Raw genomic sequence first — 12,346 nt, 5'->3', positions numbered from 1 at the left:
ATGCGGCCCGGGGTTGATGGTGGCACCCGGCGGGGGACATGCGGAAGCCGCCGGGTGCGGATGCGACCCGGCGGCTTGTGGCGCGCGGCGGGTCAGCCGGCTACGCGTACGGCGAGCGCGTCGCCGATCTCGGAGGTGCTGCGGGCGGGCTTGCCGGTGCGCTCCGCGAGGTCGGCGGAGACGGCCTCCTCGATGCGGGCGGCCTCGGCTTCGTGGCCGAGGTGGCGCAGCAGGAGGGCGACGGACAGGACCGTGGCGGTGGGATCGGCCTTGCCCTGTCCGGCGATGTCCGGGGCCGAGCCGTGGACGGGCTCGAACATCGAGGGGAAGTCGCGCGCGGGGTTGATGTTGCCGCTCGCGGCGACGCCGATGCCGCCGGAGACGGCCGCGGCGAGGTCGGTGATGATGTCGCCGAAGAGGTTGTCGGTGACGATGACGTCGAAGCGGCCGGGGTCGGTGACGAGGAAGATCGTCGCGGCGTCGACGTGCAGGTAGTCGCTGCTGACCTCGGGGAACTCGGCGGCGACCTTGGTGAAGGTGTCGGTCCAGAGGTGGCCCGCGAAGGTCAGCACGTTGTTCTTGTGGACCAGGGTGAGCTTCTTGCGGGGGCGGGCCTGGGCGCGGGCGAAGGCGTCGCGGACGACGCGCTCGACACCGTAGGCCGTGTTCACGGAGACCTCGGTGGCGACCTCGTGCGGGGTGCCCTTGCGGATGGTGCCGCCGTTGCCGGTGTAGGGGCCCTCGGTGCCCTCGCGGACGACGACGAAGTCGATCTCCGGCGCGCCCGCCAGCGGGGTGGCGACCCCGGGGAGCAGCTTGGACGGCCGCAGGTTGACGTGGTGGTCGAAGGCGAAGCGCAGCTTCAGCAGGAACCCGCGCTCCAGGACGCCGGACGGCACCGACGGGTCGCCGATCGCGCCGAGGAGGATCGCGTCGTGGTCCTTGAGCGCGTCGAGGTCGGCGTCGGTGAGGGTCTCACCGGTGGCGTGGTAGCGCCGCGCGCCGAAGTCGAACTCCCGGGTCTCCAGCTTCACGTCCTGCGGGAGGACGGCGGCGAGGACCTTGAGGCCCTCGGCCACGACCTCCTGGCCGATGCCGTCACCGGGGATCACTGCGAGATTGATGCTGCGAGAACTTGCCGACATGCCAGCACCGTACCCCTCGTCCCATGGGATGACATGCACTGTCCGCGATACGGACAGCGGTGGGCCGGTCGGGGCGGGTGAACGGCGGTGCGTTCGAACGGTGTTCACCCGTTCGCCGGACGGGCGTCGTGGGCTGCGGGAAGGTTGGGGCCATGGAGACACCGGACGTCGGCATTCCGCCCCGGCTCGCGGAGCGGATGAGCATGGCCGAGCAGTACGCGTACCTGCGGGAGCGGCGGCCGCGCCGGCGGACCCTGGTGACGGCGGGCATGGTGGCGGGCGGCGCCCTGCTGACCGGCTGCACGGGCGCGGACCGCACAGCCGGTCCGGCGCGCGGCACGACGGCCGTCCCGTCGCCCTCCCCCACGACCACCCCGCCCGGCGGGTCCGTCGTCCCCTTCGGCCGCCATCTCTCCTTCGGCGCCGACCCGCGCACCGGGATGCGGATCTCCTGGCAGGTCCCGGCGAAGGTGCGCCGCCCGTACGTGCGGTTCGGCACCCGCCCCGACGACCTGGGCGGGCGGACGGCCGCCGAGCTGCGGGGGCTGCACACGCCGGGCGTCGAGGGCGTCCGCCTCGCGCTGGACCAGTACTACGTGCACGCCGCGCTCGACGGCCTGTTCCCCGGCACGACGTACCACTACGGCGTCGGCCACGACGGCTTCGACCCGGCCGCCCCCGAGCACCGGGCCGCCCTCGCCTCGTTCCGGACCGCGCCCGCCCGGCCGGAGCGGTTCGTGTTCACGGCCTTCGGCGACCAGGGCGTGGGCACCGACGCGGTGGCCGTGAACCGGCTGCTGGCGCGGGAGGAGCCCGCCTTCCATCTGCACGCGGGCGACATCTGCTACGCCGACGGCACCGGCCACGGCGAGCGGTCCGACGGCTACGACCCCTCCGCCTGGGACGCGTTCCTGCGGCAGAGCGAACCGGTGGCGCGCTCGGTGCCGTGGATGGTCACCACCGGCAACCACGACATGGAGGCCTGGTACTCCCCCGACGGCTACGGCGGCCAGCTCGCCCGGTTCTCCCTGCCGGAGACCGGCTTCGCGCCCCGCTCGACGCCGGGCGCGTACACCTTCACGTACGGCAACGTCGGGGTGGTGGCGCTGGACGCCAACGACGTGTCGTACGAGATCCCGGCCAACCTGGGGCAGAGCGACGGGCGTCAGACGGTGTGGCTGAAGCGGACGCTGGCGGCGCTGCGGGCGACGGACGGGGTGGACTTCGTGGTGGTCTTCTTCCACCACTGCGCCTACTCGACCTCCTCGCACGCCTCCGACGGCGGGGTCCGGGCGCGCTGGCTGCCGCTGTTCGCCCGCTACGAGGTGGACCTGGTGGTGAACGGGCACAACCACGTCTACGAGCGCACCGACGCGATCCGGGACGGCGCGGTCGGCCGCCCGGTGCCGATTGGCGGCGCCACCGACCCGTCCCGCGACGGCACGGTGTACGTCACCGCCGGGGGCGCGGGGCGCGGCCTGTACGGCTTCCCGGCGGGCGTGGCGGAGAGCTACGAGGGGCATGTGACGCGGCACGAGCCGGTGGACTCCTTCGCCTGGACCCGCTCACGGGAGCAGGCGACGGAGACGGTGGAGTGGTCGCGGGTGCGCTACCGCGGCTTCTCCTGCCTCAGCGTGACCGCCGAGGCCGGGGACGCGCCCCGGCTGACGGTGTCGGCGCGGGCCGCGGACGGCCGGCGCGTCGACCACTTCGAGGTACGGCGACGGCGCCCGGCCTGACCGGGCGCGGCGCCGGAGGGGGAGGCCGGCTCAGTGGCCGGTCTCGCCGCCGTTGTCCCGGCGGTCGAGGGCGCGCTGGAGGGCGGCGGCGGCGTTCTTGCGGTCGGACTCGCTGGTGCGGGCCGCGTGGCGGACGCGGGGGCGGACGGTCGTCTCGGCCATGGGGAATCGACTCCTTCGTGAAAGACCTGGGAGTACGGGAAAAAAAAGGGGGTTCGAGACGCCGGTGGGCGGGGAGCGGGCCGCAGGGGTTGCCTGCGCGGGGCCCGGCTCTCGACCGCCTTTCGCTGGATCGAGCGAGACGTTCGGCTCCATCCAACGTAAGGGAGCCGGGCACTCCTGTCTCCACGATTACTCGGACTTCCTACTATCTGAGACAGTGCCCTGAGTCACACGGCCATGACCTGCGGTTTCTCAGACGACGTCGCCGTCCCGCCAGTCGAAGAGGAGCGGGCCCGCCGGGTCGAGGGGACCGGCCTGGGCGGGGCGGACGTAGACACTGCCCTCCTCCTCGCGCAGCCGGACGACGCCGTCCGGGGAGAGGGCCTGGATCTCCCCCGGCCAGGGCCGCCAGCCGCGCGCGGTGTAGAGGTGCGCGCCGTCGTCGCTCGCGGAGAGCGCGCCGAGGTCGTAGGCACGGTCGATCACCCGCTCCAGCGCGGTCATCAGCCGCCCGCCGAGTCCGGTGCGGCGGACGTCGGCGCGGACGGCGACGGCCTCGACGTACCCGGTACGCAGCCAGCGTCCGCCGTGCCGGACCCGGCGCAGCACGACCGAGCCGTGCGCGGCGAGGCCCGCCGCGTCGTGGATCAGGGCGTGCGTCCCGCCGAGACCGTGGTCGTAGTCGTCGTCGGTGAGATCGCCCTCGAAGGCGTCCTCCAACAGGGCACGGACGGCACGCAGTTCGGCGGGTTCGAGGTCGGCGGTGTGGGCGAGGCGGAGGGGGCTGGTGGTCATGGGGGTCATGATGCCCGGCGGAGGCGGGTGGGGGCCGGTGCGTTCCGGGCGCGTGCGCGGGGGGTGTGCGCGGCGCCCGCGCGCCCCCGTCCGGGCATGACTGCGGGCCGGGAGGCGTGCTCGTGCTTCACGGCTCCCGGCCCGGGGACGCGGCGGGGGCAGGGGGTCCCCCGGCGCGGGTCAGCCCATGTGCGGGTAGGTGTAGTCGGTCGGGGCGACCAGCGTCTCCTTGATGGCGCGGGTCAGGGTCCAGCGCGTCAGGTTCTGCGGGGCACCGGCCTTGTCGTTGGTGCCGGAGGCCCGGCCGCCGCCGAAGGGCTGCTGGCCGACGACGGCGCCCGTCGACTTGTCGTTGATGTAGAAGTTCCCGGCCGCGTAGCGCAGCTTCTCCATCGTGTACGCCGCCGCCGCGCGGTCGCCGGAGACGACCGAGCCGGTGAGGGCGTAATCGGACACCGACTCCATCTGGGTCAGCATCTCGTCGTACCGGTCGTCCTCGTAGACGTGCACGGCGAGGATCGGACCGAAGTACTCGGTGGTGAACACCTCGTTCTCCGGGTCGGTGCACGCGATGACGGTCGGGCGGACGAAGTAGCCCACCGCGTCGTCGTAGGAGCCGCCCGCGACGATCGTGCAGGTCGGGTCCTGCTTGGCGCGGTCGATGGCGGCCTTGTTCTTGGCGAAGGCCCGCTCGTCGATGACGGCGCCGACGAAGTTCGACAGGTCGGTGACGTCACCCATGGTCAGGTAGTCGACCTCGGCGGCGAACTCCTCACGGAAGCCGTCGTTCCAGATGGACGCGGGGAGGTACGCGCGGGAGGTCGCCGAACACTTCTGGCCCTGGTACTCGAAGGCACCGCGGGTCAGCGCGGTCTTGAGGACGGCGCGGTCGGCGCTCGGGTGGGCGACCACGAAGTCCTTGCCACCGGTCTCGCCGACCAGGCGCGGGTAGGCGCGGTACTTCTCGATGTTGGCGCCGACCGTCTTCCACAGGTACTGGAAGGTCTTGGTCGAGCCGGTGAAGTGGATGCCCGCGAGATCACGGTGCTCCAGCGCGACCGCGGAGACCTCGATGCCGTCGCCGGTGACGAGGTTGATGACGCCCTTGGGCAGTCCCGCCTCCTCCAGCAGCTCCATGAGCAGCACGGCGGCGTGGGTCTGCGTCGGGGACGGCTTCCACACGACGACGTTGCCCATCAGGGCGGGCGCGGTCGGCAGGTTGCCCGCGATCGCCGTGAAGTTGAAGGGGGTGATCGCGTAGACGAAGCCCTCCAGCGGGCGGTGGTCCAGGCGGTTCCAGACGCCCGGCGAGTTCGCCGGGGGCTGCTCGGCGAGGATCTGCCGGGCGTAGGCGACGTTGAAGCGCCAGAAGTCGACCAGTTCGCAGGGGGTGTCGATCTCGGCCTGCTGGGCGGTCTTGGACTGGCCGAGCATGGTGGACGCGGCGAGCGTCTCGCGCCACGGGCCGGCGAGGAGTTCGGCGGCGCGCAGGATGATCGCGGCGCGGTCGTCGAAGGACATCGCGCGCCAGGCGGGCGCGGCGGCGAGGGCCGCGTCGATGGCGTCCTGGGCGTCGTCGCGGGTGGCGTTGGCGTAGGTGCCGAGGCGGGCCGCGTGGCGGTGCGGCTGCACGACGTCGAAGCGCTCGCCGCCGCCCATCCGCTTCTCGCCGCCGATGGTCATCGGCAGGTCGATCGGGTTGTCGGCCAGCTCCTTGAGCTTCGCCTCCAGCCGGGCCCGCTCGGGCGAACCGGGGGCGTAGCCGTGCACCGGCTCGTTGACGGGGGTGGGGACCTGGGTCACAGCGTCCATGGGTTCCGTAACTCCTTACTGAGCGGGTGGGGCGAAGAGAGAGGGGGCGGGGGCGCCGGGGGGGGCGGGCTCAGCCCTTGCTGATCATGCTGCGGGCGAAGAAGCGCAGGTTGGCGGGCTTCTCCGCGAGGCGGCGCATGAAGTAGCCGTACCAGTCGGTGCCGTACGCGGTGTAGACGCGCATACGGTGGCCCTCGGCGGCCAGCCGCAGGTGCTCCTCGCCGCGGATGCCGTACAGCATCTGGAACTCGTACTCGTCCAGCTTGCGCCCCGCCGTGCGGGCCAGCTCCTGGCCGATCGCGATGAGCCGCGGGTCGTGGGAGCCGATCATCGGGTACCCGGAGCCGTCCATCAGCGTGCGCAGGACCCGGACGTACGCCTTGTCGATCTCGTGCTTGCGCTGGTAGGCGACCTCGGCGGGCTCCTTGTAGGCGCCCTTCACCAGGCGGACCCGGCTGCCCGCGGCGGCGAGACGGCGGGCGTCGGCCTCGGTGCGGAACAGGTAGGCCTGGATGACGCAGCCGGTCTGCGGGAAGTCCTTCCGCAGCTCCTCGTGGATGGCGAACATCGAGTCGAGGGTGGTGTGGTCCTCGGCGTCCAGGGTGACCGTGGTGCCGAGCGCGGCGGCGGCCTCGACGACCGGGCGGACGTTGGCGAGGGCCAGCTCGTGGCCGCCGGGCAGGGCCTGGCCGAACATCGACAGCTTGACGGAGAGTTCGACGCGCTCGCCCAGCTCCAGCGGGGCGAGGCGGGCGATCAGCGCGAGGTAGGCGTCGCGGGCGGCGGCCGCCTGCTCGGGGCCGGTGATGTCCTCGCCGACGACGTCCATCGTCAGCTCCAGGCCGTTCGCCGTCAGCTCCTCGACGACGGGGACGATGTCGTCCACGGTCTCACCGGGGATGAAACGGTCGACGACCTGCTTCGTCACCGGGGCCGCCGAGATCAGACGGCGCATCCGGTCGCTGCGCGACGCGGCGAGAATCACGGGACCCAGCACGGGGCACCTCCACTTACCAGACCGTACGAGGCCGCCACCCGACGGTCCGGGAACGGCACGGAGAACCACCGTGAAACCTATGGACCCCTCCGATCGTGGGCCATCTACAGCTGTCACGCATCCGTGCAGCGGATCTCAGACAGATGTATGAAGGGCCCGCGCGGATACGGGACAATGGCCGGGTGACGGCGGATTTCACGGGTGACTACCAGGTGCTGGTCGACGACATCTCGGCGCTGCTCGGCGCCCCCGCCACCCTGGAGAACCGCGACTTCGAACTGATCGCGTTCGGGGCCTACGACAGCGAGGACGAGCTGGACGCGGCCGCGCTGGACCCGGTGCGCACCCGCTCGATCCTCACCCGGCGCTCCACGGCCGCCGTCCGGACCTGGTTCGAGGGGTTCGGCATCACACGGGCGACCGGCCCGGTCCGTATCCCGCCCACCCCGGCGGCGGGCGTCCACCGGGGCCGGGTCTGCCTCCCGGTCCGCCACCGCGGCGTCGTCCTCGGCTACGTCTGGCTGCTGGACGGCGACCCCGGCCCCTCGGACGCGCAGCTCGCCGCCGCGATGGAGGTGGCGGCCCGGATCGGCGCCCTCCTCGCCGACGAGGCCCGGCAGGGCGCGGGCCTCACCCGGGAACTGCGGGCGGCCCTGACCGCCGCCGAGGGCTGGCCGCGGGACGCGGCGGTGGCCGAACTGCGCACCGCGCTCGGCGCCCGCGCGGACGGCCCCCAGACGGTGGTGTGCGTGGCGCCCTGGCCCGCCGCGGACCCCGAGGACGCGCCGTCCCTGCGCGCGCTGCCCGGCGCCGAGGCGCTGTGCGCGCTGCCCTGGGGCGCGGACGCCCGCTGCCTGGCGGTCCTGGTCCGGCTGCGCACGGCCGACGGCACCGCCCCCGCGACGGCGGTCGCCGCCCGCCTGCTGGAGCGGGCGGGGACGGCGGCCGGCGTCGCGGCGGGCCGGGTGGGCCTGGCCGAGCTGGGCGCGGCCTGGCGGGAGGCCTCGGCGGCGGCCCGCGCCGCCCTCGCGGAACCCCGGCTCGGCCCCTGCGCCGAATGGACGACGATCGGCCCCTACCGCCTCCTCACCACCCTCTCCCCCACCACAGCCGCGGACCCCGCCGTCCGCCCCCTGCTCACCCCCGCCCACCAGGAACTGGCCCGCACCGCCGAGACCTACCTCGACCGCGCGGGCCAGGCCGCCCGCACCGCCGCCGAACTCGGCATCCACCGCCAGACCCTCTACTACCGCCTCTCCCGCGTCGAACACCTCACCGGCCTCGACCTGGACGACGGCGAGGACCGCCTGCTGCTGCATATGGCGTTGAAGGCCCATCGGCTGTGAGACGGCGGGGGCCCGTCACAGCACGTCAGTGGCGGGGAACAGCGCGCTGAGCCGGGGCAGACGACGCGAGGCCTCGGCGTCGAGAGCGGCGTCCCACCGTTCGCCGACCGGCTCCGCCGATTCCAAGTCCTCGACGCGCAGGGCGTCCATGGCGTCGTAGAAGTCGTCCTCCGTCCTGCCGGTCACGTCTTCGAAGGCACGGGCCGCCACGTAGTCCAGCTCCTCCCATTCGGGCACCTCCTCGTCCGGCCAAGCGGCTGGAGACCGGCCCGCGAGGCGATGGATCTGCGGAACGTCCGCGAGCGCGTCAGGACTCCGGGCCACTCGCTCGAAGGTGTCGCGGCCCAGGCCGACCAGCCAGAGCCGGAAGTAGAAGAAGACGTCGTCGGAACACCAGCCGAGCATCCGGTCCGCCGCCGCCCACAGATCCCAGGTGAACGTCGGCACCAGGGCGGTGTCCAGGCACACCTGGAAGCGCAGGATCTCCGCCTCGGGCCGTTCCGCCAGGTGCCCGCGCAACCACAACAGCCGCTCGTCCGGGTCGCGGGTCTGCGCCCTGCACCGCTCGATCACATTCCAGAACGTCTCGTCATCCACGGCCGCACTATGGCAGGAGGGACTGACATCCCCCACGGACCGCGACCGTCGGCCACGGTCCCCACCGCGACCCGGCCGGACCGGTGCTCGGCCGGGCCGTCGCCACCCGGCCCGACGGCGTCCCGCTGCTGCGCCCGCGGGTGCGGGCTGACGTGGGAGGACGCGAAGACGCCGGACGGGGCGTGTTGCCCGTCCGGCGTCTGAGGGGAACCCCTGGGAAGGGGCCCCTGGTCAGGCCAGGTCGGCTCAGGCCAGGTTGACCGCGCGGGCCGACGTGGCGCCGATCTCGGCGGCGACCTCGGTGAGGACACCCGCCGGGACCGTGTCGTCGACAGTGAGGACCGCGAGGGCCTCGCCGCCGGCCGCGGCGCGGGCGACCTGCATGCCGGCGATGTTGATGCCGGCCTCGCCGAAGATGCGGCCGACGGTGCCGACGACACCGGGGCGGTCCTCGTAGCGCAGGACGACCATGTGGTCGGCGAGCGCGAGGTCGACGTCGTACTCGCCGACGGCGACGATCTTCTGGAGGTGCTTGGGACCGGCCAGGGTGCCGGAGACCGACACCTCCTCGCCGCTGCCGAGCGTGCCGCGCACCGTCACGACGTTGCGGTGGTCGGCCGACTCCGAGCTGGTCGTCAGCCGCACCTCGACGCCGCGCTCCTGCGCGAACAGCGGGGCGTTGACGTAGGACACCGTCTCGGCGACGACGTCCTCGAAGACGCCCTTCAGCGCGGACAGTTCCAGCACCTTCACGTCGTGCTGGGTGATCTCGCCGTAGACCTCGACGTCCAGGCGGACGGCGACCTCACCGGCGAGCGCGGTGAAGATGCGGCCCAGGCGCTCGGCGAGCGGCAGTCCGGGCTTGACGTCCTCGGCGATGACCCCGCCCTGGACGTTGACCGCGTCGGGGACCAGCTCACCGGCGAGCGCGAGCCGCACCGAGCGGGCCACGGCGATACCGGCCTTCTCCTGCGCCTCGTCGGTGGAGGCGCCGAGGTGCGGGGTGGCGACGACCTGGTCGAACTCGAACAGCGGGGAGTCCGTGCAGGGCTCCTTCGCGTAGACGTCGAGTCCGGCGCCCGCGACGCGGCCCTCCTTGAGCGCCGAGTACAGCGCCTCCTCGTCGACGATGCCGCCGCGGGCCGCGTTGACGATCCGCACGGTCGGCTTGACCCGGCGCAGCGCCTCGTCGCCGATGAGGCCGACCGTCTCGGGGGTCTTCGGGAGGTGGACGGTGATGAAGTCGGAGACCTCCAGCAGCTCGTCCAGCGTCAGGACCTTGACGCCCATCTGCGCGGCCCGCGCGGGCTGCACGTACGGGTCGTAGGCGACGACCTTCATGCCGAAGCCGGACATGCGCTGGGCGACCAGCGCGCCGATGCGGCCGAGGCCGACGACGCCGAGGGTCTTCTCCGCCAGCTCCACACCGGTGTACTTGCTGCGCTTCCACTCGCCGTTCTTCAGCGCGGCGTTGGCCTGCGGGATGTGGCGGGCGGTGGCGAGGATCAGACCGCAGGCCAGCTCGGCGGCGGTCACGATGTTGGAGGTCGGCGCGTTGACGACCATCACACCGGCCTTGGTGGCGGCGGAGACGTCGACGTTGTCGAGGCCGACGCCCGCGCGGGCGACGACCTTCAGCTTGCGCGCGGCGGCGATGGCCTCGGCGTCCACCTTGGTGGCGGAGCGGATCAGGATCGCGTCGACGTCGGCGATGGCGGGGAGCAGTTCGGCTCGGTCCGCTCCGTTGCAGTGCCGGATCTCGAAGTCCGGACCGAGCGCGTCCACGGTCGCGGGCGACAGCTCTTCAGCGATGAGTACGACAGGTTTCGAGCTCACGTGAGTCCTCACAAGTCCCTTGCGTGCGGACGGCCGTCCCGACGGCCGCAGGCGGAGGAGGTGCTAGCCGCGTGGAAGACGCACGACGCTGTGGGCCTGACGCGTATGTAGTGCAGCAGTGTAGTGCCGAGGCCGGGGGCGTCCTGTGCCTCTACGGAAGGATCACCCGTCCGTGGCTGGACACCGTGGACAACGGCGCCGGGGCCCGGACGGCGGCGCGGGGGCCGGAGCGGCACGCTCCGGCCCCCGGCGCGGGGCTCACGCCTCTTCGTCGACCCAGCTCATCAGCTTGCGCAGCTGCTTGCCGGTGGTCTCCAGCAGGTGCTCGGAGTCGGCCGACTTGTACTCCTCGTACTTCTTCAGGCCGCCGTGGTACTCGTCCATCCAGTTCTTGGCGAAGGTGCCGTCCTGGATCTCGGTGAGGACCTGCTTCATCTCGGCCTTGGTGGCGTCGGTGATGATGCGGGGGCCGGTGACGTAGTCGCCCCACTCGGCGGTCTCGGAGACCGACCAGCGCATCTTCTCCAGGCCGCCCTCGTACATGAGGTCGACGATCAGCTTCAGCTCGTGCAGGCACTCGAAGTAGGCGATCTCCGGCTGGTAGCCGGCCTCGACGAGGGTCTCGAAGCCCGCCTTGACCAGCGCGGACGTACCGCCGCACAGGACGGCCTGCTCGCCGAAGAGGTCGGTCTCGGTCTCCTCGGTGAAGGTCGTCCGGATGACACCGGCGCGGGTGCCGCCGATCGCCTTGGCGTACGACAGGGCCAGCGCGAAGGCGTTGCCGGTGGCGTCCTGCTCGACCGCGGCGATCGCGGGGACGCCGCGGCCCTCCTCGTACTGGCGGCGGACCAGGTGACCCGGGCCCTTCGGGGCGACGAGGGCGACGTCGACACCGGCCGGGGCCTTGATGAAGCCGAAGCGGACGTTGAAGCCGTGCGCGAAGAACAGGGCGTCGCCGTCGGACAGGTGGGGGGCGATGGACTCCTCGTAGACCTTGGCCTGGATCGGGTCCGGGATCAGGATCATGATGAGGTCGGCCTCGGCGGCGGCCTCCGCGGGGGTGACCACGCGCAGGCCCTGCTCCTCGGCCTTGGCCTTCGACGTGGAGCCCTCGTGCAGGCCGACCCGCACGTCGACACCGGAGTCGCGCAGCGACAGCGCGTGGGCGTGGCCCTGACTGCCGTAACCGATGACCGCGACCTTGCGGCCCTGGATGATGGACAGGTCGGCGTCAGCGTCGTAGAACAGCTCGGCCACTTTGGGTTCTCTCCTTGGGTGCAGGTGGTGCGTCCCACCGTATGACGGCGGGGATGGGGGAAGGTGCGGGGTCTCGGAATGCGGGCGGCCGGTGTCGTCCGGCCGCCCGGTTCCTTCGCTACGCCGACCGGTCGAGGGCGCGCAGCGACCGGTCGGTGATCGAACGGGCGCCGCGGCCGATGGCGATCGTGCCGGACTGGACCAGCTCCTTGATGCCGTACGGTTCCAGCATCTTGAGCATGGCGGACAGCTTGTCGCTGCTGCCGGTGGCCTCGATGGTGACGGCCTCCGGGGAGACGTCGACGGTCTTGGCGCGGAACAGCTGGACGATCTCGACGATCTGGGAGCGCGTCTCGTTGTCGGCGCGGACCTTCACCAGGACGAGTTCGCGCTGGACGGCCTGCGCGGGCTCCAGTTCGACGATCTTGAGCACGTTGACCAGCTTGTTGAGCTGCTTGGTGACCTGCTCCAGCGGGAGGTCGTCGACGCTCACCACGATCGTGATGCGGGAGATGTCGGAGTGCTCGGTGACGCCGACCGCGAGCGAGTCGATGTTGAAGCCGCGGCGGGAGAACAGGGCGGCGATGCGGGCCAGGATGCCCGGCGTGTTCTCCACCAGGACGGAGAGCGTGTGCTTGGTCATGTCGGGTGGGGTCTTCC

General features: G+C 72.3%; 11 protein-coding genes. 2 read left to right on the top strand and 9 right to left on the bottom strand.

The genetic code is table 11. From position 1 onward, the window contains the following. Positions 1-92 precede the first annotated feature (92 nt). Positions 93-1,145 (bottom strand): 3-isopropylmalate dehydrogenase, encoded by a 1,053-nt coding sequence (locus tag ACIQPQ_RS08545; protein ID WP_401301340.1) that lies wholly within the window; start codon positions 1,143-1,145, stop codon positions 93-95. Positions 1,146-1,297: 152 nt separating this feature from the next. Here ACIQPQ_RS08545 and ACIQPQ_RS08540 point away from each other — a divergent pair, with 152 nt between their 5' ends. After that, on the top strand, positions 1,298-2,884 hold the full coding sequence (locus tag ACIQPQ_RS08540) for a purple acid phosphatase family protein (protein WP_401301337.1): 1,587 nt from the start codon (positions 1,298-1,300) through the stop codon (positions 2,882-2,884). A 30-nt stretch (positions 2,885-2,914) separates the two neighbouring features. Here ACIQPQ_RS08540 and ACIQPQ_RS08535 read toward each other — a convergent pair whose 3' ends face one another. The 4 genes from ACIQPQ_RS08535 to ACIQPQ_RS08520 form a co-directional block, all read right to left on the bottom strand. Next, positions 2,915-3,046, bottom strand: coding sequence for a hypothetical protein (locus ACIQPQ_RS08535; RefSeq protein ID WP_383778380.1), 132 nt, complete (start codon positions 3,044-3,046; stop codon positions 2,915-2,917). Positions 3,047-3,298: 252 nt separating this feature from the next. Continuing rightward, positions 3,299-3,850, bottom strand: a complete 552-nt coding sequence (locus tag ACIQPQ_RS08530; protein WP_401301334.1) for a GNAT family N-acetyltransferase — start codon at positions 3,848-3,850, stop codon at positions 3,299-3,301. Positions 3,851-4,021: 171 nt separating this feature from the next. Continuing rightward, positions 4,022-5,653 carry an L-glutamate gamma-semialdehyde dehydrogenase gene (pruA, locus tag ACIQPQ_RS08525; protein ID WP_401301332.1) on the bottom strand — a complete coding sequence of 544 codons (1,632 nt, stop codon included), beginning with the start codon at positions 5,651-5,653 and terminating at the stop codon, positions 4,022-4,024. A 70-nt stretch (positions 5,654-5,723) separates the two neighbouring features. Further along, positions 5,724-6,650, bottom strand: a complete 927-nt coding sequence (locus tag ACIQPQ_RS08520; protein ID WP_401301329.1) for a proline dehydrogenase family protein — start codon at positions 6,648-6,650, stop codon at positions 5,724-5,726. 143 nt (positions 6,651-6,793) lie between these two features. On the opposite strand from ACIQPQ_RS08520, the gene ACIQPQ_RS08515 reads away from it, so the two are divergent. Further along, a complete protein-coding gene (locus ACIQPQ_RS08515) occupies positions 6,794-7,996 on the top strand; it encodes a PucR family transcriptional regulator (protein ID WP_401301326.1) in 1,203 nt (400 codons plus the stop codon). Positions 7,997-8,011: 15 nt separating this feature from the next. On the opposite strand, the gene ACIQPQ_RS08510 is transcribed toward ACIQPQ_RS08515, so the two are convergent. The 4 genes from ACIQPQ_RS08510 to ilvN form a co-directional block, all read right to left on the bottom strand. Next, positions 8,012-8,593 (bottom strand): DUF4240 domain-containing protein, encoded by a 582-nt coding sequence (locus tag ACIQPQ_RS08510; protein ID WP_401301323.1) that lies wholly within the window; start codon positions 8,591-8,593, stop codon positions 8,012-8,014. A gap of 246 nt (positions 8,594-8,839) precedes the next feature. Beyond that, positions 8,840-10,429: a phosphoglycerate dehydrogenase gene (gene serA / locus ACIQPQ_RS08505; RefSeq protein WP_401301320.1), complete on the bottom strand. Its 1,590-nt coding sequence runs from the start codon at positions 10,427-10,429 to the stop codon at positions 8,840-8,842. Positions 10,430-10,687: 258 nt separating this feature from the next. Continuing rightward, the gene (gene ilvC / locus ACIQPQ_RS08500; RefSeq protein WP_401301317.1) at positions 10,688-11,686 is read right to left on the bottom strand and encodes a ketol-acid reductoisomerase; all 999 of its coding nucleotides are present in this window, start codon (positions 11,684-11,686) and stop codon (positions 10,688-10,690) included. Between the two features lie 118 nt (positions 11,687-11,804). After that, a complete protein-coding gene (gene ilvN, locus ACIQPQ_RS08495; protein WP_383778370.1) occupies positions 11,805-12,329 on the bottom strand; it encodes an acetolactate synthase small subunit in 525 nt (174 codons plus the stop codon). Positions 12,330-12,346: the final 17 nt, after the last annotated feature.

It is taken from the genome of Streptomyces sp. NPDC091281 (genome assembly GCF_044757425.1).
Taxonomy (GTDB): domain Bacteria; phylum Actinomycetota; class Actinomycetes; order Streptomycetales; family Streptomycetaceae; genus Streptomyces.
The sequence above is the reverse complement of the archived record's forward strand: the minus strand, read 5'-3'. Positions and strand labels throughout refer to the sequence as shown.